At 58.5% G+C, this 26191-nt stretch carries 26 protein-coding genes; 15 read left to right on the forward strand and 11 right to left on the reverse strand.

The window, feature by feature from the left end; all coding sequences use genetic code 11:
- Positions 1-154 precede the first annotated feature (154 nt).
- Genes AADJ11_RS07870 through AADJ11_RS07885 form a run of 4 tightly spaced genes read left to right on the forward strand, consistent with a single transcriptional unit; the run spans position 155 to position 2787 of the window.
- Entirely contained in the window at positions 155-655 is a 501-nt protein-coding gene (locus AADJ11_RS07870) for a YbjN domain-containing protein (RefSeq protein WP_341233975.1), read from the forward strand.
- A 38-nt stretch (positions 656-693) separates the two neighbouring features.
- Positions 694-1509 (forward strand): pyrroline-5-carboxylate reductase, encoded by an 816-nt coding sequence (proC, locus tag AADJ11_RS07875; protein WP_341233976.1) that lies wholly within the window; start codon positions 694-696, stop codon positions 1507-1509.
- Positions 1502-1840, forward strand: coding sequence for a tRNA-binding protein (locus AADJ11_RS07880; RefSeq protein WP_341233977.1), 339 nt, complete (start codon positions 1502-1504; stop codon positions 1838-1840). Before proC ends, AADJ11_RS07880 begins: the two co-directional genes overlap by 8 nt.
- On the forward strand, positions 1837-2787 hold the full coding sequence (locus AADJ11_RS07885) for a D-glycerate dehydrogenase (RefSeq protein WP_341233978.1): 951 nt from the start codon (positions 1837-1839) through the stop codon (positions 2785-2787). Before AADJ11_RS07880 ends, AADJ11_RS07885 begins: the two co-directional genes overlap by 4 nt.
- Here the strand turns inward: AADJ11_RS07885 and AADJ11_RS07890 are convergent.
- From AADJ11_RS07890 to AADJ11_RS07905, 4 genes are all read right to left on the reverse strand, one after another.
- Positions 2784-3362: a thymidine kinase gene (locus AADJ11_RS07890; protein ID WP_341233979.1), complete on the reverse strand. Its 579-nt coding sequence runs from the start codon at positions 3360-3362 to the stop codon at positions 2784-2786. The genes AADJ11_RS07885 and AADJ11_RS07890 overlap by 4 nt on opposite strands.
- Before the next feature lie 100 nt (positions 3363-3462).
- Positions 3463-4587, reverse strand: a complete 1125-nt coding sequence (locus AADJ11_RS07895; protein WP_341233980.1) for a beta-ketoacyl-ACP synthase III — start codon at positions 4585-4587, stop codon at positions 3463-3465.
- Between the two features lie 301 nt (positions 4588-4888).
- Positions 4889-8221: a carbamoyl-phosphate synthase large subunit gene (gene carB, locus AADJ11_RS07900; protein ID WP_341233981.1), complete on the reverse strand. Its 3333-nt coding sequence runs from the start codon at positions 8219-8221 to the stop codon at positions 4889-4891.
- A gap of 194 nt (positions 8222-8415) precedes the next feature.
- Entirely contained in the window at positions 8416-9180 is a 765-nt protein-coding gene (locus AADJ11_RS07905) for an alpha/beta fold hydrolase (RefSeq protein WP_341233982.1), read from the reverse strand.
- Positions 9181-9234: 54 nt separating this feature from the next.
- Here AADJ11_RS07905 and AADJ11_RS07910 point away from each other — a divergent pair, with 54 nt between their 5' ends.
- Positions 9235-9609, forward strand: a complete 375-nt coding sequence (locus AADJ11_RS07910; RefSeq protein WP_341233983.1) for a hypothetical protein — start codon at positions 9235-9237, stop codon at positions 9607-9609.
- Here the strand turns inward: AADJ11_RS07910 and AADJ11_RS07915 are convergent.
- Both AADJ11_RS07915 and glyA read right to left on the reverse strand, forming a co-directional pair.
- Positions 9600-10001 (reverse strand): cupin domain-containing protein, encoded by a 402-nt coding sequence (locus AADJ11_RS07915; protein WP_341233984.1) that lies wholly within the window; start codon positions 9999-10001, stop codon positions 9600-9602. The genes AADJ11_RS07910 and AADJ11_RS07915 overlap by 10 nt on opposite strands.
- A 193-nt stretch (positions 10002-10194) precedes the next feature.
- Positions 10195-11472 carry a serine hydroxymethyltransferase gene (glyA, locus tag AADJ11_RS07920; RefSeq protein ID WP_341233985.1) on the reverse strand — a complete coding sequence of 426 codons (1278 nt, stop codon included), beginning with the start codon at positions 11470-11472 and terminating at the stop codon, positions 10195-10197.
- 169 nt (positions 11473-11641) lie between these two features.
- Here glyA and AADJ11_RS07925 point away from each other — a divergent pair, with 169 nt between their 5' ends.
- Positions 11642-12397, forward strand: a complete 756-nt coding sequence (locus AADJ11_RS07925; protein WP_341234475.1) for an NAD kinase — start codon at positions 11642-11644, stop codon at positions 12395-12397.
- A gap of 108 nt (positions 12398-12505) precedes the next feature.
- Complete coding sequence (locus AADJ11_RS07930; RefSeq protein WP_341233986.1) at positions 12506-12706, forward strand: CsbD family protein; 201 nt, start codon at positions 12506-12508, stop codon at positions 12704-12706.
- Positions 12707-12773: 67 nt separating this feature from the next.
- Here the strand turns inward: AADJ11_RS07930 and AADJ11_RS07935 are convergent, their stop codons facing one another.
- On the reverse strand, positions 12774-13016 hold the full coding sequence (locus AADJ11_RS07935) for a peptidase (RefSeq protein ID WP_341233987.1): 243 nt from the start codon (positions 13014-13016) through the stop codon (positions 12774-12776).
- Positions 13017-13187: 171 nt separating this feature from the next.
- Here AADJ11_RS07935 and AADJ11_RS07940 point away from each other — a divergent pair, with 171 nt between their 5' ends.
- Positions 13188-13880, forward strand: coding sequence for a DUF4336 domain-containing protein (locus AADJ11_RS07940; protein ID WP_341233988.1), 693 nt, complete (start codon positions 13188-13190; stop codon positions 13878-13880).
- Positions 13881-13937: 57 nt separating this feature from the next.
- On the opposite strand, the gene AADJ11_RS07945 is transcribed toward AADJ11_RS07940, so the two are convergent.
- Entirely contained in the window at positions 13938-15830 is a 1893-nt protein-coding gene (locus AADJ11_RS07945) for a propionyl-CoA synthetase (protein ID WP_341233989.1), read from the reverse strand.
- Between the two features lie 274 nt (positions 15831-16104).
- Between AADJ11_RS07945 and AADJ11_RS07950 the strand changes: the two genes are divergently transcribed.
- Positions 16105-16233 carry a malic enzyme gene (locus tag AADJ11_RS07950; protein ID WP_341233990.1) on the forward strand — a complete coding sequence of 43 codons (129 nt, stop codon included), beginning with the start codon at positions 16105-16107 and terminating at the stop codon, positions 16231-16233.
- Positions 16234-16293: 60 nt separating this feature from the next.
- Here the strand turns inward: AADJ11_RS07950 and AADJ11_RS07955 are convergent, their stop codons facing one another.
- Complete coding sequence (locus tag AADJ11_RS07955; RefSeq protein WP_341233991.1) at positions 16294-18567, reverse strand: NADP-dependent malic enzyme; 2274 nt, start codon at positions 18565-18567, stop codon at positions 16294-16296.
- 228 nt (positions 18568-18795) lie between these two features.
- On the opposite strand from AADJ11_RS07955, the gene AADJ11_RS07960 reads away from it, so the two are divergent.
- From AADJ11_RS07960 to AADJ11_RS07980, 5 genes are all read left to right on the forward strand, one after another.
- On the forward strand, positions 18796-19191 hold the full coding sequence (locus tag AADJ11_RS07960; RefSeq protein WP_341234476.1) for a cytidine deaminase: 396 nt from the start codon (positions 18796-18798) through the stop codon (positions 19189-19191).
- A gap of 3 nt (positions 19192-19194) precedes the next feature.
- Positions 19195-20499, forward strand: coding sequence for a thymidine phosphorylase (locus AADJ11_RS07965; RefSeq protein ID WP_341233992.1), 1305 nt, complete (start codon positions 19195-19197; stop codon positions 20497-20499).
- Positions 20499-21692: a phosphopentomutase gene (locus tag AADJ11_RS07970; RefSeq protein WP_341233993.1), complete on the forward strand. Its 1194-nt coding sequence runs from the start codon at positions 20499-20501 to the stop codon at positions 21690-21692. The genes AADJ11_RS07965 and AADJ11_RS07970 overlap by 1 nt, the downstream gene beginning before the upstream one ends.
- Positions 21693-21838: 146 nt before the next feature.
- A complete protein-coding gene (gene upp, locus AADJ11_RS07975; protein WP_341233994.1) occupies positions 21839-22480 on the forward strand; it encodes a uracil phosphoribosyltransferase in 642 nt (213 codons plus the stop codon).
- A 93-nt stretch (positions 22481-22573) separates the two neighbouring features.
- Entirely contained in the window at positions 22574-23842 is a 1269-nt protein-coding gene (locus AADJ11_RS07980; RefSeq protein ID WP_341233995.1) for an SPOR domain-containing protein, read from the forward strand.
- A 3-nt stretch (positions 23843-23845) separates the two neighbouring features.
- Here the strand turns inward: AADJ11_RS07980 and AADJ11_RS07985 are convergent, their stop codons facing one another.
- Complete coding sequence (locus AADJ11_RS07985; RefSeq protein WP_341233996.1) at positions 23846-24568, reverse strand: SGNH/GDSL hydrolase family protein; 723 nt, start codon at positions 24566-24568, stop codon at positions 23846-23848.
- A 9-nt stretch (positions 24569-24577) separates the two neighbouring features.
- Positions 24578-25591, reverse strand: a complete 1014-nt coding sequence (locus AADJ11_RS07990) for a hypothetical protein (RefSeq protein ID WP_341233997.1) — start codon at positions 25589-25591, stop codon at positions 24578-24580.
- Positions 25592-25699: 108 nt separating this feature from the next.
- Between AADJ11_RS07990 and AADJ11_RS07995 the strand changes: the two genes are divergently transcribed.
- Positions 25700-26173 carry a GNAT family N-acetyltransferase gene (locus tag AADJ11_RS07995; RefSeq protein WP_341233998.1) on the forward strand — a complete coding sequence of 158 codons (474 nt, stop codon included), beginning with the start codon at positions 25700-25702 and terminating at the stop codon, positions 26171-26173.
- The last annotated feature ends 18 nt before the right edge of the window (positions 26174-26191 follow it).

Raw genomic sequence — 26191 nt, forward strand, 5'->3', positions numbered from 1 at the left:
GCATCTATCCCCAGAAAAAGACTTGCCAGACCGGCATCATATGCGCACCATATCTTGTATAGGGTGTGGAAATATTCCCCACCCTATAGTGAACTCACCCAAGTATAGAGGTGCCATTGGTGCCGATATACCCAAGAAGATACGAGGTGGTAACATGGCCCTAAGCGAGCAATACCTTGACGACGAAATCCATCCCATCGACATCGTCGAAAATCTGGCTGCTTTCAACGACTGGGATTTTGACAGAATATCCGATGAACAAATCGCAATGGCTGTCGAGGGCCAGTGGCGGACGTATTCGATCACGCTTGCATGGTCTGCCTATGACGAAACGCTGCGGTTGATCTGTTCGTTCGAAATGGACCCACCAGCCGAAAAACTGCCCGAGCTGTATCATCTGTTGAACGATATGAACGATCAATGCTGGGCGGGTGCCTTTACCTATTGGTCCGAGCAAAAGACGATGATCTATCGCTATGGTCTGGTGCTGACAGGCGGGCAAGAGGCGTCTGCCGAACAGATCGACACGATGATTGGTGCTGCTGTTCTAAGTGCTGAGCGTTACTATCCTGCTGTTCAACTTGTGCTCTGGGGTAATCAAACGCCCAAGCAAGCGCTTGAGGTTGCCATTGCAGAGGCCTACGGCCACGCGTAAGTGTTGCCCCCAAATGTAAAAAATTGGGGGCTATCGCGATGAAATATACACGTATTGCTAAAGACGGCTTGGTTCTGCTGGGTTGCGGCAAGATGGGTTCGGCGATGCTGGCCGGTTGGCTGGCACGTGGTTTGCCGAAATCATCGGTTTGGGTCGTCGACCCTTATCCGTCTGACTGGCTGAAAGATCAGGGCGTTCAACTGAACGTCGATCTGCCTGCCGCACCGGCCGTCGTTCTAGTCGCTGTGAAACCGCAGATGATGGGCGATGCCTTGCCAACATTGCAGGCGATGGGCAACGGTAAGACCGTGTTCGTCAGCGTTGCAGCAGGGACCACAATCGCAACCTTTGAAAAAACGTTGGGGGCGCAAACGCCGATCGTGCGCGCCATGCCCAACACGCCCGCCGCCATCAGCCAAGGTATCACCGCCATTGTTGGCAATGATCACGTCGGGGCCAAGGGGATGGACGAGGCCGAAGAATTGCTAAGCGCCGTCGGCGATGTGGTTCGATTGGACGAAGAGGCGCAGATTGATGCGGTCACTGGCGTCAGCGGCTCTGGCCCGGCCTATGTGTTCCACATGATCGAAACCATGGCGGCTGGCGGTGTGGCCCAAGGGCTAAGCCCGGAACTGGCGTTGCAACTGGCAACCGCAACTGTGGCGGGGGCAGGGGCCTTGGCCAAAGCGGCAGACGAAGACCCCACACAATTGCGCAAAAACGTGACCAGCCCGAATGGCACCACACAGGCCGCGCTCGAAGTGTTGATGGATGAGGAAAACGGTTTTCCGGCCTTGCTAAAGCGCGCTGTCGCTGCTGCAGCTGATCGGTCGAGGGAGCTGGCCCGTGACTGAGATCAGCTTTGACGACTTTATGGCGGTGGATATCCGGGTTGGCACGGTGACACGTGCCGAACCTTTCCCTCAAGCGCGCAAACCCGCCATCAAGATGTGGATCGATTTCGGGCCTGAGATCGGCGAGCGTAAGACATCTGCGCAGATCACGGCCCACTATACGCCCGACGGTCTGGTCGGCACCCAAGTCATGGGAGTCGTGAATTTTCCACTACGCCAGATCGGGCCGTTCATGTCCGAGGTGCTGGTGCTGGGACTGCCTGATGAGACAGGGGAAATTGTGCTGACGCGGCCCGCGCAGCCTGTCCCAAACGGAGGGCGCATGCATTGACCAAACTCTTGATTGCCCGCCCCGCCCCTGACGAAGTGCGTGCCGCACTTGCTGATTTTGATGTGACATACCGCGATATCGACACGCCGATGTCGGCTGATGAAATGCGCGCGGCCTTGCGCGACTATGATGGTGTGCTGCCAACATTGGGAGACGCGTTTTCGGCAGAGCTGTTCGCACAGGTGGAAAGCCCGCGCTGCAAGATCCTTGCCAATTTTGGGGTCGGTTATAACCACATCGATGCGGCGGCCGCCAAAGCGAGCGGCGTTCAGGTCTCCAACACACCCGGTGCCGTGACGGACGCCACCGCAGATATCGGCATGACGCTGATGCTGATGACTGCGCGCCGCGCCGGCGAAGGTGAACGGTTGGTACGGTCCGGCGCGTGGACGGGGTGGCACCCGTCGCAGCTGTTGGGGATGCATTTAACGGGCAAGACCGTTGGCATCGTCGGCATGGGCCGGATCGGTCAAGCCGTGGCACAGCGTTGCCATTATGGGTTTTCGATGCCGGTGAAATATTTTAGCCGCAGCGCCAAGGACTTGCCCTATGAGGCCGAACATATCAGCGACCTAAAGGCGTTGGTCGCCGCCGTTGATGTGGTCGTGATTGCGGTTCCGGGGGGCGATGAGACGCATCACCTGATCAACGCCGATGTGCTGGCGGCGATGCAACCTCATGGCCTGCTGATCAATATTGCCCGCGGTAATATCATCGAAGAAAGCGCGCTGATTGACGCCTTGCAAGCGGGCGCAATCGGCGGTGCGGGTTTAGACGTGTACGAGTTTGAACCACAGGTTCCAGACGCGTTGCGCGCCTTGGACAACGTGGTTCTGTTGCCGCATTTAGGCACAGCGTCCCACGAGGTGCGTTTGAACATGTGGATGATGGCGGTCGATAATCTAAAGGCCGGTGTCGCAGGGCAAACGCCCCCGAACGCAGTTTAGCGCCCGACGGCCGCGCGCCAGTGACGGCGGCAGAGCGAGACATAGGTCTCGTTCCCGCCAATCTGCACCTGTGCACCCTCTTTGATGGCCTGTCCTTGTGCATCCTGACGGACCACCATCGTGGCCTTCTTGCCGCAATGGCAGATGGTGCGAACTTCGCGCATCTCATCCGCGAGCGCGAGCAACGTCGCCGAACCGGGGAACAACAACCCCCGAAAATCGACCCGCAAACCATAGCACATGATCGGCACGCCCAAGTCATCGACGGCGCGGGCCAATTGCCAAACTTGTTCTTCGCCCAAGAACTGCGCCTCGTCGATAAAGATGCAGGCGCAGGGGCCTGCCTCCAGACGAGTCTTGATCTTTTCAAACAGGTCTTCGTCGGTGCCGAATGTATCTGCCTCTTGGCCGATGCCAATGCGTGACGCGATACGCCCGTTGCCCGCACGATTATCAAATTGCGCCGTCAGCAAATACGGCACCATGCCGCGCTCCACATAGTTGTGGGCGGCTTGTAGCAGCACAGTGGATTTGCCTGCATTCATGGTCGAATAGTGGAAATAAAGCTTTGCCATGGGTCCCTTTACAGGCAGTCGGGTCGGGCGTTCAAGATGGGGTTGGCGAATTGGCGCGTTGGTGACTTGCGGTCACAAAAACCGTAGATATACGCCACGCTTACCCGTGGCGTTCAACCAGTACAGAGCCGACGGAATATCCAGCACCAAATGAGCAGATCAACCCGACATCACCTTCGGCCAGATCGCTGGAATATTTGGAAAACGCGATGATGGATCCGGCGGATGATGTGTTTGCATAGTCCTGCAGGATGTTGGGCTGTTCGCCTGCCTCTGGTGCGCGGCCAAGCACTTTGCGCCCGATGAAATCATTCATCGATTTGTTCGCCTGGTGCAGCCACAGCCGTTTCAGATCAGCGGCCTCGACGCCATCGTCCGCCATATGGCCCGCGATATGTTCCGCGACCATCGGCAGCACTTCCTTGAACACTTTGCGCCCGTTTTGCATGAACTGCATATCACGGCGATCCGCAACACCATCGGGGCGCGACCGGCGCAGGAAGCCGTTGTTGTTTCGGATGTTGTTCGAGAACTGCGTGGCACAGCGGGTCGATTTGATCTCGAAATAGGGGCCGGTGGCATCCTCGGCCCGTTCAATCAAAACGGCGGTTGCCACGTCACCAAAGATGAAGTGACAATCACGGTCGCGCCATTCCAGATGGGCGGAACAAATCTCGGGGTTCACGACCAGCGCCGACCGGATCGAACCGGACCGTATCATGTCGGCTGCGGCCTGAATGCCAAAGGTCGCCGATGAACAGGCGACGTTCATGTCAAAGGCAAAGCCGTTGATTTCCAACAGGTCCTGAATTTCAATCGCCACCGCAGGATACGCGCGTTCAAGGTTCGACGCGGCGCAAATCACCGCATCCACATCCGCCGCCGTCTTGCCCGCATCGGCCAGCGCCTTTTGCGCGGCGTCCAGTGCCATTTCGGCCATCAACCCGGGCTCATCATCCGACCGTTGACGCAACAGCGGGTGCATAATCTTTGGGTCCAAGATGCCGGTTTTGTCCATGACATAGCGTTGTTCAATGCCCGACGCCTTAACGATAAACTCTTCCGAGGAATGATCCTTGGCTGCAAGGGTGCCCGCCGCGATCTCGTCGGCGTGTTCGACATTATAAAGATCGGCATAGGCGTTAAAGGCGACAACCAGCTCGGCGTTGGTGATAACCTGATCCGGCGTGAAAATCCCGCTACCGGTAATGGCTGGTGTGTACATGATGAACCCTTTCTTGCAGACCACCGATAAAGCCTAAAACAAGCAGTAAGGTCAAGCTGAAGCGCCCCGCTTTGCGCCCGTATTCGTGATAAACGGTTGTCATATCGGGGGCTTGATTGCACTGTCGTCGAAACCCACCCAGACCGGAGCCGCCATGACCCTGCCATCGCCTGCCCGCCCCACGGGTAGGCGATTTATCATGGCTGGGCATGCCTTGGATAACACACATCATGGCAGCGGGCATAAAGTGGTTAGATCGATAGTTGCATCGCCTTCTCGCAGGCAGGCGATGCCCCTTGGATTACCCCTGCAGTGACTTCACGCCAATCTCGTCTTCGGCCTGTGCTTTGATCGCCAGCGCGGCCGCGTAAGAACCCGCAGCGGTCGTGAAATACGGGATCTTGTCATACAGCGCGATGGAGCGGATGGATTTGCTGTCTTCGACCGCTTGCGCGCCTTCGGTGGTGTTCATCACCAGATGGATCGCCTCGTCCTTCATCATGTCGGTGATGTCGGGGCGGCCTTCGTAGACTTTGTTGACGATCTGGCACGCGATATCGTGGGATGTCAGCCAATCGGCGGTGCCACGGGTCGCGACGATGGTAAAGTCTTGCTCGAGCAGGATACGCGCGGCGCTTAGCATGTCGTCGGTTTTGTCCATGTCCTTGATCGACAGGAAGGCACAACCGTTGCGGGGCAGCGGGTTGCCTGCGCCCATTTGCGCCTTGAGGAAGGCGCGGGGGAAGTCGCGGTCCCAGCCCATGACTTCACCGGTAGAGCGCATTTCCGGCCCCAGCAGCGTGTCGACACCGGGGAAGCGGGCGAAGGGCAGCACCGCCTCTTTCACCGAGAACCACGGCATGTTCGGGTCGGCCAGCGTCATCGGATCACCAAGCGGCAGCACGTCGTCATAGGCGGCATCGGCGTTATAGGGTGCCCGCAGCGGGAAGTTCGACAGCGGTTCGCCCGCCATAATCCGCGCGGCGATGGATGCGATTGCTGAATCCGTCGCTTTGGCCACGAATGGCACGGTGCGCGAGGCGCGCGGGTTGACCTCGATCAGGTAAATCTCGCCGTCTTTGATCGCGAACTGGATATTCATCAAGCCGACCACGTTAAGCGCAAGGGCCAGCGCCTTGGTCTGTTTTTCGACCTCTGTGATGATGTCGCGCGAGAGCGAATAGGGGGGCAGCGAACAGGCGCTGTCACCGGAGTGAACGCCCGCCTCTTCGATGTGTTGCATGATGCCCGCGACGTGGACGTTTTTGCCGTCGCACAGCGCGTCAACGTCCAGCTCGACCGCGCCGGACAGGTAGTTGTCCAGCAGCACGGGGCTTTTGCCCGAAACGACAACGGCCTCACGGATGTACCGCTCGAGGCTGGCTTGGTCGCGCACGATTTCCATCGCACGGCCACCCAGGACGTAGGAGGGGCGGATCACCAGCGGGAAGCCGATGTCGGCCGCGATTTCCAGCGCCTCGGCGTCGGAATGGGCGATGCCGTTGTGGGGCTGTTTCAGGCCAAGCTTTTTGACCAGATCGGCAAAGCGTTCACGGTCTTCGGCAAGGTCGATCATGTCGGGTGTGGTGCCAAGGATCGGGATGCCCGCATCTTGCAAGGCTTGAGCGATTTTCAGCGGGGTCTGGCCGCCGAATTGAACGATGACACCGTGCAGCGTGCCGTTTTCCTGTTCGACGCGCATGATTTCCATGACGTGTTCAAAGGTCAGCGGCTCGAAATACAAGCGGTCCGAAGTGTCATAGTCGGTCGACACGGTTTCGGGGTTACAGTTGACCATGATGGTCTCGTAACCTGCGTCGGTCAGCGCATAGCAGGCGTGACAGCAGCAATAGTCAAACTCGATACCTTGGCCGATGCGGTTCGGGCCACCGCCCAGGATCACGACCTTTTTGCGGTCGGACGGGCGCGCTTCGCATTCGACTTCGTCAAAGGCGGGGGATTCATAGGTGGAATACATATAGGGCGTTTGCGCCTCGAACTCGGCGGCGCAGGTGTCGATGCGTTTGAACACGGCCTTGACGCCAAGGTTCAGGCGGGCGCGGCGCACGTTGTCTTCGTCGCGGCCTGTCAGTGTCGCAAGGCGCGCGTCGGTAAAGCCCATCATCTTGAGCTGGCGCATGCCGGTTTCTGTCAGTGGCAGACCGTTGTCGCGTACGGCTTCTTCGGCCTCGACGATCTCGCGGATACGGGCAAGGAACCACGGGTCGAACATGGTAACACCGTGGATGTCCACATCGGACATGCCGTGGCGCATCGCTTGGGCGATGGTGCGCATGCGGTCGGGGGTTTGCTTGCTGATTGCTTTGATCAGGGCGGCCTGCTCGGGGGCACCGGGAATGTCGATTTCGTCAAAGCCGGTCAGGCCGGATTCCATCGATGCCAGTGCTTTTTGCAGGGATTCGTGGATGGTCCGGCCAATCGCCATCGCTTCGCCCACGGATTTCATAGCAGTGGTCAAATAGGGTTCGGAGCCGGGGAATTTCTCAAACGCGAATTTAGGGATCTTGGTGACGACATAGTCGATTGTCGGCTCGAAAGACGCAGGGGTGACGCCGGTGATGTCATTATCAAGCTCGTCCAGTGTAAAGCCAACGGCCAGCTTGGCCGCGATCTTGGCAATCGGGAAACCGGTCGCCTTGGAGGCCAGAGCAGAGGAACGCGACACACGCGGGTTCATTTCGATCACGACCATGCGGCCATCGGCAGGGTTCACGGCCCATTGCACGTTCGATCCGCCGGTTTCCACGCCAATCTCGCGCAGGACGGCGATCGAGTGGTTGCGCATGATCTGGTATTCTTTGTCGGTTAAGGTCAGCGCGGGTGCGACGGTAATCGAATCGCCCGTGTGTACGCCCATTGGATCGACGTTTTCGATAGAACAGACGATGATGGCGTTGTCGGCGGTGTCGCGCACGACCTCCATCTCGTATTCTTTCCAGCCCAGCAGGGATTCGTCTATCAGGATTTGACCCATCGGAGATGCGTCCATGCCCGAGCGGCAGAAGAATTCATAATCGTCGCGGTTATAGGCGACACCGCCGCCCGTGCCGCCCATGGTAAAGGCGGGGCGGATGATGGCGGGCAAACCGACATATTCAAGCGCCTCAAGCGCGATGGCCACACCCGCGGCAAGGTCTTTTTTGCCCGCAGCATTCTTGGGCGCGGTGACGATGGTAGCCTTGGGGTTTTCGATGCCCAGGCGATCCATCGCTTCGCGGAAAAGCTGGCGATCTTCTGCCATTTCAATGGCTTCGCGCTTGGCCCCGATCATCTCGACACCGTATTTTTCCAACACACCCATTTCTTCGAGGGCAAGGGACGTGTTCAGCCCGGTCTGGCCACCCATGGTCGGCAGCAGCGCGTCGGGGCGTTCTTTTTCGATGATCTTGGCGACGATTTCGGGGGTGATCGGTTCGATATACGTGGCGTCTGCCAGCCCCGGATCAGTCATGATGGTGGCGGGGTTGGAGTTGACGAGGATGACGCGGTAGCCTTCCTCTTTCAGGGCCTTACAGGCCTGAGCGCCAGAGTAGTCGAATTCGCAGGCCTGACCAATCACGATGGGCCCCGCACCAATGATCATAATCGATTTGATGTCGGTTCTTTTTGGCATGGTTCAGGCCCCCGGATATTTGCAAATTCTCCGCGTTATAGGCTTTGGGGGGAGAGGTGCAAGGGGGGATGGCTGCTATCTGGTCGGGTTTTGGTTTTGGGAATGGCTGATTGGGGCGCTGCCCCAAACCCCGGGATATTTAAGAGCCAGAGAAGGAGGGGCGTTTGGCCGGGCGGCAGCGGGCGTGTTTGAGTTTAGCTGTGATCCAAGAAGGCGCGCACTGAGGCCTCGAACGCACGGGGGTTTTCGGCGTGCAGCCAGTGGCCTGCGTTCGGGATTTTTGCGAAATGGGCATTGGGGAATAGGGATTTGATCAGGGGGCGGTATTCGGCTTGTACGTAATGCGACGCCGCGCCTGACAAAAAGAAGGTCGGGCCGTTGAACGGACCTGTGACGTTTTCGGGCCATCCGACGATTTGGGGCATCTCGGCCTCGAGCACATCAAGGTTCAGTTTCCATGCCTTGTTGGCCACGTCCAGCGATTGGGTGAAAAAGCTTTGCAATGCGGGTTCGACCCCGGCGGCGGCAAGCTGGTCTTGGGCGTCAGATCGGCGCGTGAGCGTGGAAAGATCAACGCTGCGCATGGCGTCGATAAAGCCCTGTTGGTTGTGATCATAGGCGACGGGGGCGATGTCTGCGACGATCAGGCGGCGCACCAGTTCCGGATGCTGAAAGGCCAGAACCATTGATGCCTTGCCGCCCATTGAGTGGCCGCACACATCCATAGGTGCGCCGATGTGGCGAATAAGTTCTGCCAGATCGGCGGCCATGTCGAGATAGGTGTGCGTGTCTGCGCGCGGGCTGTCGCCGTGGTTGCGCATATCAACGGTGATCACCCGGCGGGTGTCGGACAGCCGTTTGGCGATCACACCCCAATTCCGGCCAGAGCCGAAGAGGCCATGAACAATCAAAAGGGCGGGGGCATCTGTTACGGTGCCATATTCTGAGAAGTTAAGCATGGTGGGAGATTTAGGGCCATTGCGGCGGATAGACCAGAGTGTTTAGGATATCGAATGCTGAGCCAAAAAGACATTCGCAAGAAAACGCATGTGGTGCGCCGCCAGTTGGAATTGAAGCTGGGTGTGCGGGGCCGTGACCTGGAGCATACGTTACGCAAGGCGCGGCGTCGTTTGCCTGTCGCGATTCATACGCAGGCAAGCGCCTTGGCCGAGGCTGAATTTTTCGCGGAAAACCCGAAGATGGCGCGGCGTTTGGACGGGCGTGAGGCGCAGGCCGCGTTTGACAGCGTGATGACGCATTTGCGCGGCATTAATGTGGCGGAGGCCCGCAAGGATCGCATCCTTGGTGTCGCTGGGAACGTTGCCTTTAACCTGTTGCTCGTGGCGGCAGCGTTTATCGGTTTTCTTTGGTGGCGCGGTTACGTTTGACCGGCGTATTGCGCGTCAGTGACATGCTCTAGCCAGTCTACGGCTTTTCCGTCCAAGGCCTCTTGAATGGCAAGATGGGTCATTGCGCAGTCCGGTGCAGCCCCGTGCCAGTGTTTTTCGCCGGGCGCGAACCAGACGGTATCGCCGGGCCGCAAGGGTTTGATCGGCCCGCCGTGGGATTGGGCCAGACCGGCACCTGAAATCACCACAAGCGTTTGGCCCAAGGGGTGCGTATGCCATGCGGTGCGCGCACCCGGTTCAAACGTCACGGTCGCTGCGCGGATGCGGGCAGGGTCGGGGGCGGAGACGACGGGGTCAAGGCGCACATGTCCGGTGAAATAGTCTGGTGATCCTGCTTCGGACGGGCGGGTGCCTGTGTGCTTGATATCCATGGGGGCCTCTTTGTCATAGGAATGAGTATCGGAGGATCACGGCAGATCGCGCGAATTGCAAGGTGGATGATATGTGCCCCGGCGGCTGATGCGGCCGGGGCTGGTTTGATGAGGGTGAGGGGGCGCTGCCCCCGCCCTGACGGGCCCCCCGGGATTTAAGTCCATTTGGAAATGGAAGGGGGGGCAGAGAGGTTTAGAGGTTTGGGTAAATGGGGAAGCGGGCGCAGAGCGCTTCGACTTCGGCTTTTACTTTGGCTTCGACGTCGGCGTTGCCATCGGCACCATTGGCGGCAAGGCCATCGACGACTTCGATAATCCAATCGGCGACTTGGCGGAATTCAGCCTCGCCAAAGCCACGGGTTGTGGCAGCAGGGGAACCGAGGCGAATGCCCGATGTGATCGTTGGTTTTTCAGGGTCGAAAGGCACGCCGTTTTTGTTGCAGGTGATATGGGCGCGGCCAAGGGCCTTGTCCACGATGTTACCTGTCACGCCTTTGGGGCGCAAATCGACCAGCACGACATGGGTGTCGGTGCCATGGGTCACGGTATCAAGCCCGCCTTTGATCAACTGATCGCTCAGCGCTTGGGCGTTTGCGATGACTTGTTTGATGTATGTTTTGAACTCTGGTTGCAGCGCTTCACCAAAGGCGACGGCTTTGGCGGCGATGACGTGCATCAGCGGGCCACCTTGGATGCCGGGGAAGATCGCGGAGTTGAATTTCTTCGCCAGCGCCTCGTCATTGGTGAGGATCATGCCGCCGCGCGGACCGCGCAGGGTTTTATGGGTGGTTGTCGTTGCAACATGGGCATGGGGGAAAGGCGAGGGGTGTTCGCCTGCCGCAACCAGACCCGCGAAATGGGCCATGTCGACATGCAGATACGCGCCAACCATATCGGCGATCTCGCGCATGCGTTTGAAATCGATCTGGCGCGGGATGGCCGAGCCACCGGCGATGATCATCTTTGGTTGGTGCTCTTTCGCAAGCTCTTCGACTTGATCATAGTCGAGCAGGTTGTCCTGTTTGCGCACGCCGTATTGAATGGCGTTGAACCATTTTCCCGATTGGTTCGGCTTGGCACCATGGGTCAGGTGGCCGCCTGCATCAAGGCTCATCCCGAGGATGGTATCGCCTGGCTGCAAAAGAGCCTGAAACACGCCTTGGTTCGCCTGAGATCCGGAGTTTGGTTGCACGTTTGCAAAGCCACAGCCGAACAATTCCTTTGCACGGTCAATGGCCAGGTTTTCAGCGACGTCGACAAATTCGCACCCGCCGTAATAGCGACGGCCCGGGTAGCCTTCCGCGTATTTGTTGGTCATCACCGAGCCTTGCGCCTCCATCACGGCGGCAGAGACGATGTTTTCGGACGCAATCAATTCGATCTCGCTGCGCTGGCGGCCCAGCTCGTCTGAAATGGAGCCGAAAATGGCAGGGTCTGCTTGCGACAAGGATTTGGTGAAGAAACCGGACATTTGGTGTTCCTTTTGGAATGGGTATGAGTTGCGCGTTGTCTATCCCAAACCATTGACGGGGTGAAGGTCGTATTCCGTCGGACGGGACGACATAAACGGCAAAGCTGGTAGAGCGGTGGATAATGTGGTTCTTTCGCGTCAGAATATCCTCGATTGGAAACATGCACCGATGAAAATCGCCTTTACCGCCAGCCGCGCTGATGTCGCCCAAACCGCGTTGCACGCGCTGAGCAAGCGGTATGGCAATGTGCCCGCGGCCGAGGCCGAAGTGATCGTGGCGCTGGGCGGCGATGGTTTCATGTTGCAAACCCTGCATGACACGCAGGCGTTGAAAGTGCCGGTCTATGGTATGAACCGGGGCACCATCGGGTTTTTGATGAACGAATACACCGAGGACGCGCTGATCGAGCGGTTGAAGGCGGCGGAGGAAGCCGTGATTAACCCGCTGGTTATGGTCGCGACCCACGCCGATGGCACCACGTCCATGGGACTGGCGTTGAACGAGGTGGCGCTGCTGCGCGAGGGGCCGCAGGCCGCGAAACTGCGGATCAGCGTGGATGGGCGCGTGCGCATGGAAGAGCTGGTGTGTGATGGTGCACTTTTGGCGACGCCAGCAGGGTCGACGGCATATAATTATTCAGCACATGGGCCGATTTTGCCGATTGGGGCCGATGTGCTGGCGCTGACTGCTGTGGCTGCTTTCAGGCCCAGACGGTGGCGTGGCGCGCTTTTGCCGAAAACCGCAACGGTGCGGTTTGATGTGCTTGAGCCCGAAAAACGGCCCGTGATGGCCGATGCTGATGGCATTTCCCACCGCCATGTTGTGTCGGTCGAGATCAGATCGGACCCAGCGATTTCGCATAGCATCCTGTTTGATCCGGGCCACGGATTAGAAGAGCGGCTGATCAGCGAACAATTCACCTAAGGTCGGCTTTCCGCGGGAACTAAACCAGCGACCAGACGTTTGTGTGATGAGACGCGAAAGGCACCCTGATGGTGCTGGGAACGCCACTAAACATGATGGAGAACCGCTATGAATTGGGATACAGTCAAAGGCAATTGGAAACAGATGACCGGCAAAATCAAAGAGGAATGGGGCGACCTGACCGACGATGATTTGACCGAAGCCGCTGGCGAACGCGATCAGTTGGTTGGCAAAATCCAAGCCAAATACGGCGTGGCCAAAGACGAAGCCGAAAAGCAAGTCGACAATTTTTTGGCAAAGCATAACTAAGCCGATTTGAACGATGTGGAAAGGCGGTCCTTGGGGCCGCCTTTTTTATGCGCGGGGCCGTGATTTTTTAGATCAAGAAATACCGCGCGATGCCGTACACATAAAGCGCCGAAAACATCATGTTGAGGTATTTAAGCTGTGGTTCGGTCCGCAACCAACCACAGTAGACCCAAATCAGGCAAAAGGGCAGGCTGAACAGCATCGCTGCCAATTGCCACCCTTGTACCAGACTGATTGTGCTGAAAATGCCCAAGCCGACCGCAGTCCATTTCAACTGCTGTTCAAAGGCGGCAAGCCGTAAAAGTATCATCGTGAAAGCTCTCTGGAAACCAGCGCCGTGAACCCGGCGATCTGATGCGTTTTTGGTAGTCCAATGCGCTTAAGATCGCAATAACGGTTTTCCAGGGGTCGGGGGATTGGAAAATCCGGCGCTCACGGTGTAGCTTTGCGATGAAGATGCTTAGGAAGGGACCGATTTATCGTGACACCTTTTGGCTCAAAGCTTTGGCTTTTTGATGGTCCGGCGGTCACGGGTGCCGCAGGGTTCAAGTTTCCCACGCGCATGGCTGTCATTGAACTGCCGGGGGACGCCGGGCTGTGGGTTTGGTCGCCGGTTGCCTTGACGCAAGATATTCACCATGCTGTTGATGCCCTTGGGCCCGTCCGCCATTTGGTGGCCCCCAATACCTTGCACCATAGTTTCCTAGCGGAGTGGGCGGCGGCCTATCCTGGTGCACGGGTGTATGCGGCACCCAGCCTGACGGAAGAGGTTGCCGGAACGGCAATTCACTCAACGATCAGCGACGAACCCGAAGCAGCTTGGGCCGGCGCGGTGGACCATGTGATTGTGCGCGGAAACAAGATCACGACCGAGGTGGTGTTTTTCCATAGGGAGTCGGCGACGGTTTTGGTGACGGACCTTGTTCAGCAGATTCCACAAGGATGGTATCGCGGCTGGCGCGCAGTGGTGGCGCGCCTGGATATGATGACAGCCGCCGTTCCGTCGGTTCCGCGCAAGTTCCGTATGGCAACAACGGACAAAGATGCGGCGCGTGATGGCATTCGGCGCGTTTTGGAATGGCCATTCGAGCGCCTTGTGATGGCGCATGGTGCGCCGATACCGTCTGGCGGGAAAAAGGCGTTGCGGCAGGCATTTGACTGGCTCATGCGGTAGGCTTGGTTGCCTAACCGCTTTGTGCAAACAGCAAGGCGGCCCTCTCTGCCCTGTCTATTATTCTTTCGCGTATCCGATTGTCTGGAGCGCTGCTTTGATCTCGTCCAGAATGGCGGGGTCGTCGATGGTGGCGGGCAGTTTGAATGGCTCCCCATCCGCGATTTTGACCATGGTGGCGCGCAGGATTTTTCCGGACCGGGTCTTGGGTAGGCGGTCCACGACGAGCGTCAGTTTATAGGCGGCGACCGGGCCGATCTGGTCGCGCACCATCTGAACGCATTCGGCGGCGATCTCGCTATGCGGGCGGTTCACGCCTTTGGACAGGCACACAAAACCCATCGGGGCTTGGCCCTTCAGCGCGTCGCTGACACCGATCACGGCGCATTCCGCCACGTCGGGATGCGCGGCAAGGACTTCCTCCATCGCGCCGGTGGACAGGCGGTGCCCTGCGACGTTGATCACGTCATCGGTGCGGGCCATGATATACAGATAGCCATCTTCGTCGATCATACCTGCATCGCCGGTTTCGTAATATCCGGGATAGGTGGTCAGATAGCTTTTGCGAAACCGGTCTTCGGCATTCCAAAGCGTGGGCAAGGTGCCGGGGGGCAGGGGCAGTTTGATCGCGATGGACCCCAGCGTGCCTGCGGGTTGGGCATGACCGGCCTCGTCCAGAATTTGCACGTCATAACCGGGCATCGGTACGGTGGGCGATCCGACCTTGACCGGCAGCGCCTCGAGCCCGGCTGGATTGCCCGCGATGGTAAAGCCCGTTTCAGTCTGCCACCAATGGTCATAAACGGGCAGGCCCAGTTTTTCCTGCGCCCAGATAACAGTATCGGGGTCCGCGCGTTCGCCGGCCAAGTACAATCCGCGCAGGCACGAGATATCATATTTAGCGATTTCCAGCCCGTCCGGGTCTTCGCGTTTGACGGCGCGAATGGCGGTTGGCGCGGTAAAGAAACTGCGCACGTTATGTTCTTCGATGATCCGCCAAAAGGTGCCGGCATCGGGGGTGCCGACGGGCTTGCCCTCGAACACAATCGTCGTGTTGCCGTGGATCAGCGGACCATAGCAGATATAGCTGTGGCCCACGACCCAGCCCACATCAGACGCCGCCCAAAAGACATCGCCGGGATCGACGTTATAGATGTTTTTCATCGTCCAGTTCAGCGCGACCAGATGGCCCGCCGTGTGCCGTACGACGCCCTTGGGCGCGCCGGTGGTGCCGGAGGTATACAGGATATAGGCGGGGTGGTTGCCGTCGACGGGCACACAATCGGCGGGGGCAACGCCGTCTTGGGCCGCGTGCCAATCCAGATCGCGGCCTGCGATCATATCGCAGGGGGATTGGTCACGTTGCAGGATCATGCAGAAATCAGGCTTGTGATCCGCTTGCTCAATCGCGCTGTCCAACAGGGGTTTGTACTTAACGATACGGTTTGGCTCCAACCCGCAGGACGCGGCAAGGATCGCCTTGGGGGTGCAATCATCGATCCGCACGGCCAGTTCGTGGGCTGCAAAACCGCCAAAGACAACGGAATGCACCGCGCCGATCCGGGCACAGGCCAGCATCGCCTCCAGCGCCTCGGGGACCATGGGCATATAGATGATGACGCGGTCGCCTTTGGTCACGCCATTGGCCTGTAATGCCCCGGCGACTGCGGCCACACGGGTTTGCAATTCGGCGAATGTGATCTTGGTCTGGGTGCCGGTGATGGGGCTGTCGTGGATGATTGCCACCTGATCGGCGCGGCCGTTTTCAACATGGCGGTCCACGGCGTTATAACAGCCGTTCACCTTGGCCTCGGCGAACCATTCATACAGGCCGTTGCCCTTGTCGAACATCGCTTGGGTGGGGGGCTGATCCCAGTCAATCGCTTTGGCTTGGTCCAGCCAATAGGCCTCTGGATTGTCCTGCCAGTTTTTATAGGTGTCTTGATACCCCATGTGCGGCTCCCTCCCGTGATCGCTTGGTCCTTGTGTTAGGCCACAGTCGCAGGGCAGAGCAAGGTTCTTGGCAGGGCTAGGCGGCCATTGTGAAAGAAAGTTTACAGGTTTTGACAGGGGAACGTTGTAGGGATTTACAAACCACCGTGATAATTGATGTCGAAAACAGGCGCCTTTGTCGAATCTGTATCAGTATTGCGCAACCGTGCATCTAAGGTGATCCGTAGGGGCCGTATCCCACTGGCCCCTCGTCTTTAATCAAAGGTTTAGGACAATGGGTGACAAGATCGCCAACAAAAAGAAAAAGGCCAAAGCAGACGCGCGGCCTGCCAAGCAGCCAGTTGCAGCAATGGCTGATATCAAACCGGTTTTTGCAGCCAAGGGTGGTAAATCTGCAAAGTAACCCGGCCTGATTGATGGAATGCACGCCGCCCCAAACCGGGCGGCGTTTGTCGTTTCAGGCTTAACCGTATTCGGTGACCGGCGTGCCGGCAATTGCGCCGACGTTCAGCAAACCGCGCGCGGTAATCGACGAGGATACGATATGCGCGCGGTTGCCCATACCCATCAGGATCGGCCCGACCTCTAGGCCGCCACCCTTGATTTTCAATATGTTACGCACGCCCGAAGCCGCATCGGCATGGGCAAAGACCAGTACATTCGCGGCCCCTTCCATCCGGTTGGACGGCAACAGGCGGTTGCGCAGATCCGCATCAAGCGCGGTGTCGATGTTCATCTCGCCCTCGTAGCAGAAGTCGTGGTTGCCTTCGTCCAGCATGCGAATGGCAGCGCGCAGACGTTTGCCGCTGCCTTCACCTTGGTTGCCGAACTGGCTTTGCGAACAGAACGCGATTTTCGGCTCGATCCCAAAGCGGCGCACGTGGCGGGCGGCCCCAATAGCGATCTCGGCGATTTGTTCGGGGGTGGGGTGCAGATGCACCTGCGTGTCGGCGATAAACAACGGCCCGTCTTCGAGGATCATCAAAGACAACGCGCCATGCGGCCGTCTGCCGTCGCGGCCCAACACCTGTTCGATATAGTTCATGTGCCAGCGGAATTCGCCGAAGGTGCCACAGATCAGACTGTCGGCTTCCTCGCGGTAGACCATGACCGCGCCGATGGCGGTGGTGTTGGTGCGCATGATCGCGCGGGCAATATCGGGCGACACGCCACGGCGCGCCATCAGGTGGTGATATGTTTCCCAATAATCGCGGTAGCGCGGGTCGTTTTCTGGATTCACCAGATCGACGGTTTCGCCCAGCTTGATGGTCAGGCCGGCCTTTTCTATGCGCCGCTCAATGACCTCGGGGCGGCCAATCAGGATCGGGCGTTCGCTGGTTTCTTCGACCATGGCTTGGGCTGCACGCAACACGCGCTCGTCCTCGCCTTCGGCAAAGACGATGCGGCGGGGGGCGGCACGCGCGGCCTCGAATACCGGACGCATCAGGAGGGCAGACTTGAACACCGAACTGTCCAGCTTGTGACGGTAGGCGTCCAGATCCTTGATCGGGCGGGTTGCCACGCCGGTTTCCATCGCGGCCTTAGCGACAGCCGAGGATACCACCCCAATGAGGCGCGGGTCGAAGGGTTTGGGGATCAGGTAATCGGCCCCAAAGGTCAGCTGTTCACCCTGATAGGCCGCCGCAGCCTCGGCCGAGGTGGTGGCGCGGGCGAGGGCGGCAATACCGTCAATGCAGGCGATTTTCATCTCGTCATTGATGGTGGTGGCCCCCACATCCAACGCACCGCGAAAGATAAACGGAAAACACAGCACGTTATTGACCTGATTGGGGAAATCAGACCGGCCCGTTGCAATGATTGCATCCGGGGCCACGCTGCGCACAAGGTCAGGCATGATTTCGGGGGTGGGGTTCGCAAGGGCAAAAATAATCGGTCTGGGTGCCATTTTCTGCACCAGTTCAGGGGTCAGAACGCCGGGGCCGGAGAGGCCAAGAAACAGGTCGGCACCGCCAATCACGTCTTCCAAATTGCGCAGATCGGATTTTTGCGCGTATTCGGTTTTGATCGGGTTCATGTCGATCTCGCGGCCCTCGTATACCAGACCGTGAATGTCGCACAGCCAGACGTTTTCGCGTTTGACGCCGAGTTTCAGCAGCATGTTCAGGCAAGCAATGCCTGCCGCGCCGCCACCGGTTGAAACAATTTTGATGTCTTCGAATTTCTTTTTGGCCACGAAAAGCGCGTTCTTGACGGCGGCACCCACAACAATCGCCGTGCCGTGCTGGTCGTCATGGAAAACCGGAATGTTCATCCGCTCGCGGCAGATTTTTTCGACGGTAAAGCAATCGGGGGCTTTGATGTCTTCGAGATTGATCGCCCCAAAGGTGGGCTCTAGCGCGCAGACCAGTTCAGCCAGCTTTTCGGGGTCGTTTTCGTTCAGCTCGATATCAAAGCAGTCGATATTCGCGAATTTCTTGAACAGGACGGCTTTGCCCTCCATCACCGGTTTGGAGGCCAGCGCGCCGATGTTGCCCAAGCCTAAAACAGCGGTGCCGTTGGTGACCACACCGACCAGATTGGCGCGTGTGGTATAAAGTGCCGCGGTGGAAGGATCCGACTTGATCTCGAGACAGGCCTCGGCGACGCCAGGGGAATAGGCGCGGGCCAGATCACGACCATTGGCCAAGGGCTTGGTCGCGCGGATTTCCAGCTTTCCGGGTTTTGGAAAGGCATGATAATCAAGCGCGGCTTGGCGCAGGTTGGGCGCATCGGTCATAATTTTCGGTCCTTTTGGCGAATGGTTTAGCGTTAAACTATATTTTCAGCCGCGCCAACATGGCATTTGACGTGGCGTCGTAAAGCGATGGAAAAGGGGGCCAGCCCCCTTCGCGGCAAGCCGCTCATCCCCCGGAGTTTTTTTGGCAAAATGAACGGGAAAGGTTTTTATTCTTTTGCCATCGCAACTTTGAACAAAGCTTTTTATACTTTCGTGAACGGAGGCCCGATGACACAAGATTTACGAGATAAAGCCAGCGCAGTTCAGGCAAATGCTTATGCGCCCTATTCAAATTTCAAAGTGGGGGCGGCGCTGCGCGGGCTTTCCGGTGCGCTTTATGTGGGCTGCAATGTAGAGAATGTCGCCTATCCCGAGGGTACCTGTGCGGAAGCAGGTGCGATAGCGGCAATGGTGGCTGCCGGCGAGACAGAGTTTACCGAAGCCTACGTAATTGCGGGCAGCCCGATGCCGATCACGCCCTGCGGCGGGTGCCGGCAAAAGCTGGCAGAATTTGGCAAGGGCGATGCGCGTGTCACCATGGCTACGCTTTCAGGTGTGGAAGAGGTCATGTCGCTGGCTGAGTTGCTGCCGGGGGCATTCGGTCGCGCCCATATGGAAACGTAACGCATGGATGCGCGTGGAATTCTAGGCAAGCTGCGGCACCAGCAGTCGCCCGATCATGATGAATTGGTGTGGTTTGCGCGGGCTTTGGCCGACGGGCGCGTCAGTGATGCGCAGGCGGGTGCCTTTGCGATGGGGGTGTGTCAGGTCGGGCTGAGCGATGCGGGCCGTGTGGCGCTGACCCTTGCGATGCGCGACAGTGGTCAGGTTCTGTCGTGGGATGTGAACGGGCCGGTGTTGGACAAGCATTCCACCGGCGGCGTGGGCGATTGCGTCAGCTTGATTTTGGCCCCGGCCCTGGCGGCCTGCGGTGCTTATGTGCCGATGATTTCGGGGCGTGGGCTGGGCCATACAGGCGGCACGCTGGACAAGATGGAGGCCATTCCGGGCGTATCGACGCAGATGGACGAGGCGCAGTTACGGCAGATCATTGACCGGACCGGTTGTGCGATTGTCGGGGCCACCGGCGATATCGCGCCGGCGGACAAACGGTTGTACGCGGTGCGCGACGTGACATCGACTGTGGATAGCATGGACTTGATCACGGCATCGATTTTGTCAAAGAAACTGGCCGCCGGTTTGCAGGGTCTGGTGCTGGACGTCAAAGTTGGCAGCGGTGCGTTCATGAAAGATATTAAGCAGGCGCAGATGTTGGCCAATGCCCTGACCAAGACCGCCAATGCCAGCGGGTGCAAGACAACAGCGATCATCAGCGATATGAGCCAGCCCTTGGTGCCAAGCCTTGGCAACGCGCTGGAGGTGGCTGAAGTGATGCAGGTGCTGACGGGTCAAACCGAAGGCCCGATTGTTTCAGTCTGTGCGGCTTTGGGCGGTGTTTTGTTGGCCAATGCAGGCCTTGCCGACGACGTCGAAAAGGGCGCGGACGCCATTTGCCGCGCCATCCGAGACGGCCGCGCGGCCGAGCGGTTTGGAAAGATGATCACCGAAATGGGTGGGCCTGTGCAGTTTGTAGAAAACTGGACCCGTTTTTTGCCGGAGGCCACAATCATCGTCGCAATCCCAGCGTCGGAGGCTGGCTATGTGTCGGCGATAGATGGCGAGGCGTTGGGCATGGCTGTGGTGGCGCTTGGCGGTGGGCGTATGTTGGAAACCGACCAGATCAACACAGCCGTGGGGCTGTCGGAAGTGGTGCGGCTGGGGACAAAAGTGGCCAAGGGTGATCCTTTGGCCGTCATTCATGCGGTCCGGTCAGAGGATGCCGAAAAAGCGGCTAAAGCCGTGCGCAGTGCCATTACACTGTCGGACAAGCCTGTTGCATCCCCCGAGTTAATTATTGAGCGGGTAGGCTGATGGCACGTGCATTTTTGGTAGTGATGGATTCGGTTGGCATTGGCGGCGCGCCAGACGCTGATGCGTTTTTCAATGGTTCCGTGCCCGATACCGGGTCCAACACCCTTGGACATATTGCGCAGGCCTGTGCCGAAGGTCGCGCAGAAGAGGGGCGGTCCGGCCCCTTGAAGCTGCCCAATCTTGTATCATTGGGTTTGGGGGCGGCGACCAAGCTGGCCAGCGGGCTTGAGGTGGAGAGTCTGGCCGGAGAGGTCACCGGAACTTGGGGTGCCGCGACAGAGGTGTCGCGCGGTAAGGATACGCCGTCGGGCCATTGGGAGCTTGCCGGTTTGGTCGTCCCTTGGGAGTGGCATTACTTTGAGGATGTCAGCAATTCTTTTTCACCTGAGTTGGTGGCGCAATTGGCGGCACTGGCCGGGGTCGACGGAATATTGGGCAATTGCCATGCGTCGGGAACTGCCATCATTCAAGAATGCGGTGCCGAGCATATCGAGACCGGTTACCCGATTTGCTATACGTCAGCGGATAGCGTTTTACAGATCGCGGCGCATGAGGAGCATTTCGGCCTGGACCGGCTGATTGAGCTTTGTGCAAAGGTTGCGCCGATTGCCCATGAAATGAAGGTTGGGCGTGTGATCGCGCGCCCCTTTATTGGCGACGCCGAGACCGGATTTACTCGCACCGCCAATCGCCGCGACTTTGCCATTGAACTGCCTGCGCCTGTGCTGAGCAATTGGGTTCAGGGTGCGGGGCAGCGCGTCTATGCGGTTGGTAAGATCGGCGATATTTTTTCGATGTCGGGTTTTGACGAATTGCGCAAAGGGCCGGATGAAACCTTGATGCGGCATCTGGCGGATTTGGTCGACAGCGCGGTGGATGGCAGTCTGACCTTTGCCAATTTTGTCGAGTTTGACAGCCTTTATGGCCATCGGCGCGACGTGTCGGGCTATGCGCAGGCGCTGGAGTGGTTTGACGTCGAGATTGGCAAGATCAGGTCGAAACTGCGAGACGGGGACATTCTGGTTCTCACAGCCGATCATGGGAATGACCCGACATGGGTGGGAACCGACCACACCCGGGAACGCGTGCCGGTCCTGGTGGACGGTCTTGGCCAAGGGCATTTGGGGGTAATCGGGTTCACGGATGTCGCAGCGTTGGTGGCAGAGCATTTGGGCGTGAACGTACCAGACTAGCGTTGGATGGGGGCCAGCCCCCATCGTGGCAGGCCACGATTCCCCCGGAGTTTATTTGGCAAAATGAACCCAGAGGGCCGCGCTGTGGTTGCGGGTCGTGGCATTTCAAGGCAAGAGTCTGGGCAAGCAAAATGGAGAGCGCAGCTATGCCCGATACATCTGAACATCTTACCGTGGTGAACCATCCGCTGGTGCAGCACAAGCTGACCATCATGCGTGACAAGGAAACGCCGACAGCCGTGTTCCGTCAATTGCTGCGCGAGATTAGCCAGCTATTGGCGTACGAAGTGACGCGCGGCTTGCCGATGACCACAAAGCGGATCGACACACCGATGCAGCCGATGGATGCGCCCACGCTTGATGGTAAGAAGCTAGCATTGATATCGATCCTGCGGGCGGGCAATGGTTTGTTGGACGGCGTTCTTGAGCTGATCCCATCGGCGCGCGTCGGCTTTGTCGGGTTGTATCGCGATGAAGAAACGCTGAAGCCGGTGAAGTATTACTTTAAGGTGCCCGAAGGCATGGATGACCGGTTGGTGATTGCGGTGGATCCGATGTTGGCCACGGGCAATTCATCTGTCGCGGCAATCGACATGTTGAAGGAAGCCGGTGCCACCAATATCCGTTTCCTGTGCCTGTTGGCGGCCCCCGAAGGCATCAAGCGCATGCAAGAAGCCCACCCTGATGTGCCGATTGTGACGGCTGCGGTGGATGAGAAGTTGAACGAATTGGGCTATATCGTACCCGGGCTTGGGGATGCAGGGGACCGGATGTTCGGCACGAAATAATGACGTAAATGTGGTGCGGCCGCTATAGGGAGCTTTACTCTGACTAGGGGATGACGCATTATTTAAACTATATGTTGTGTTTTGGGGGCGCGGATGAAGTTTAGAAATGTTGTCGCAATCGCTATCGTTTTCGGAACTGTCAGCATCGGCGCAGTGCAGGCCCAGTCCTTTCGGGAGCAACCCAAAGAGTTTCCCCCGGCTTCCTATAAGGGCAAGCAATATGTGGACAGTGCCGGCTGTGTTTTTATCCGTGCTGGCATTGATGGGAATGTGACATGGGTGCCGCGTGTGACACGCAAGCGCGCTGGCGTCTGTGGTTTTAAACCGACGAATGTTGGCACTGCTATGGCGTCGCCCGCGCCGCAAGCGACTGGTGTCGCCCAGATCGCGTTAAATACGCCGTCGACGCAGGCGACCACCGTCGCTGTAAAACCGCGCCCCGTTCCCAAAATCCGCCGCGCCGCGCCGGTTGCTCAGCAGACAGCGCCGACCGTGGTGCGCCAAACTGCGGCACGTCCGGTTGTTGTTGCGTCGGTACCCCCTCAAACTGCTAGCGTCTGTCCCGACAGATCACCCCTTGCGCAGCGGTATATGGCCGGTGCCAAAATGCCCGTGCGGTGCGGCCCCCAGACAGAGCGGATTGCACCCGTACCGCCCCAAGCGACCCGCAAGACATCGCAGCGCAAAATGCCGGCAGGTACTGTGACGGTGACCCCGAACACCCGCATCGTCCCCAAGCACGTCGCGGTGAACCGCATCAACACCTACAACACCGTGCAGGTCCCGAAAGGGTACAAGCCAGTTTGGGATGACGACCGGTTGAACCCGAAACGGGCCGAGCAAACGCTTGCCGGTCGGGCGCAGATGAATTTGATGTGGACCAACACCGTGCCGCGTCGTTTGATCAACCAGTACACAGGGCAGGATGTGACGGCGAAAATGCCGTTGATTTACCCCTATACGTCGATTGATCAGCAACGCCTTGAGATGGGGAAAGTAACATTGTCCACGCGCGATGGAGTGGTGGTCAAGCGGGTCGTGCGAAACCGTGGTGTGGCCCCTGCCGTGCGCAGGCCAACCTATTCCAGCCGTTCTGCTGCCAAGTCCGATACTGCCGCCTCGGTGCCAACACGTAGTGGTGCCAGCGCTTATGTGCAGGTGGGGGTCTTTCAAAATGCGGCGAATGCGCAGCGGGCAGCCAAGCGTATTGCGGGCATGGGCATGGGCGCGCGCATCGGAAAATCAACGCGCGGTGGCAAGACCTATCTATCGGTTCAGGCCGGGCCATTTGCCAAAGCATCAGCGCCCCAAGCGTTGGGAAAGCTGCGTGGCAGCGGGTATGGTGACGCCTATATCCGCTAGGGCTTAGGTCTGATTTGAAACAAGTGGCCAGTCGGTGTTGATCCGGCTGGCCATTTCTTTTGCCCAAATCGCATAGATTTCAGGGCCGGGATGGAACCGGTCAGCGGCCATTTGTGTGGGGTCCAACGGCAGGTCGAACCCGATGTGATGCCAGTGCTTTTCAGCGGCAAGTGTTGTGGCCAAAGCCGCGTTAAAGCGGTCCGCCTGCCTGCCCAAGGTCCAGCGCAAGGGTTGTGGCAGGATCGGGAAAAGACCCAGCGGTGGCACGCCTGTCATATACACAAGACGCGGCGCAAAAAGCTGGTTGATGCGCGCCCGCAATGCCTGTTGGCGTTGCTGCCAAACCTTGAAGGGGACAGCATGGGTGACATCATTCACGCCCAAGGCCGTCACAACAATATCGAAGCGGGAGGGGGCTTGCCCCTCAAGATGTTTAAGGGTGCTGGCGGTCGTCGCGCCGGTTTTTGCAATCAAGCGCCAGTTGAGGGTGTAATTCTGCGAAAGCTCATTGGATAATTGGCCAGCCAATGCCTGATCTTGATGGGTGACGCCCACGCCCGCCGCAGATGAATCGCCCAATATGAGCACGGATAACGCAGGGCCGCTGCCGATTGTACCTTCTCTGGGGCCGCTTGCCTCGGGCAGTTGCAGGGCACGGGCGCGCACGGTGGCGGCTTGCATCAGCAACACAGGTGACAGGGCAATGCGTAGGCTCGTATCCAGCATGAGTTTCCTTTATCCGCCGCAGATGTTTTGCAGGCGCAGCCAATCGGCGTCATTGATCAACGGGGCAGTATCCTGGCCCGCCATTGGATCACCCTCGATCAAGGCCAATGTGGTTTCGCCAGTGATATCAAGCGCTTCTGCATAGGGGGTGCTGTGCAACCGTTCTTCATTGAAGCGCGCCAGCAGTTGATCGACCGGCGCAGGGGTGTCCTGCGCGGCCATCAGGATCTCGGCATAGCTTTTGAGGGCGGGTTCAGAGATTTCGCCGGTCGTCAGCAGGCGAAAGTTTTCGCGCAAGCTCAGGTCGGTCAGCATGTCCCGCAGCGGGTCGCTTTGTGCGCGTTTGACGACTTCGGACAGGATGAAACCGGCGGCAACATCAGGGGATTCATAGTCTTCGAATATCGTTTTGTTCAACACGATCAACCCGCCGGGCAGGTGGATGCTGTCACGGGTCATCGCGGGCAATACGGTCAACGGCCCCGCTGACAGTCGGGTGCCAAGCTTGGCCAGCGCGGTGCGGCCACGCGGATTGGAACAGGCCACACCGGAAACCCGTTCGATCTGGCGCAGCAATGACACCCCGATGGAGGCGCGTTTCACCTTTGGCACGACTTTCAGGGTGTGGTCCTGCATGGCACCGGGCAGCCAGAACAGCGCCAAGGCAACCACGGTAAAGATTGACCCCAACACACCGATCAGTCGCAAGCGACCGGGGTGCGGGCGGCCGCGTTCAACAGCGCGGCGCAGGGTTTCAATGGCGTCAATCATCTCGCTGTGGGTGTCTGCGATCTCGAGCGTTTCGGCCGGGTCGCCGTCGGGGTGAAATATCGCAGGCCGGATGCCGGGGTTTGCGCGGGCGACAGCGGCCAGCGACCAATGCGCAATGGCTTGGTCCTTCATGTCGGAAATCACCAGCGTCGCGTCCCCGATCGACACGATAACCTCGCGGCGTTGATCTTTGGGATCGGCACGCCAAAGGCCCGTCGCTTCGATGCGCGCGTATTTCGTTAGGGCCGTCATGAGCTGTGATATACTGCCTAGTTATTTTGCTGTACTTTAGCATTTGATAAGACTTGAGCAATGGGCTGCGCGGGTCAGCATGGTCCAATCGCGCCGGAGATCAACTTAATGGATGTAAAAACTGCGGTATCTGCCGACGTCCCCGTGATTGCGGCGTTGTGGCGCGAGGGGTGGATGCAGGGGCATGGTGCTGCGGCACCGAAATCCCTGATCCAGCAGCGCACGGCAGGCGAGTTTTTGACGCGGACCAAAGCGCATGTGCAACAGACGCAGGTCGCGTGGATTGATGGCCAAATGGCCGGGTTCTTTATGATCGAGGGCGACGAGCTGTATCAGTTCTACGTCGCGCCGGATTTCCAAGGGTCAGGCGTCGCGCGCGCGTTGATGGAAGAAGCGGAGGCCGCATTGGGTGACGGATTGAAATGGCTGGCCTGTTTGGTGGGCAATGACCGCGCGGCACGTTTCTATGAAAAGTCCGGCTGGGTTCTAGCCGCGACAGTTCCATATCAGGTCGAAACCGAAGAGGGGCCTCAAGTAATCAATGCGTGGCGCTTTGAAAAACGTCTAGGCGCGGCGCGCTAGAACGAAAAAAGGGCGGCA

This window comes from uncultured Sulfitobacter sp. (assembly GCF_964021855.1).
Lineage (GTDB): Bacteria > Pseudomonadota > Alphaproteobacteria > Rhodobacterales > Rhodobacteraceae > Sulfitobacter.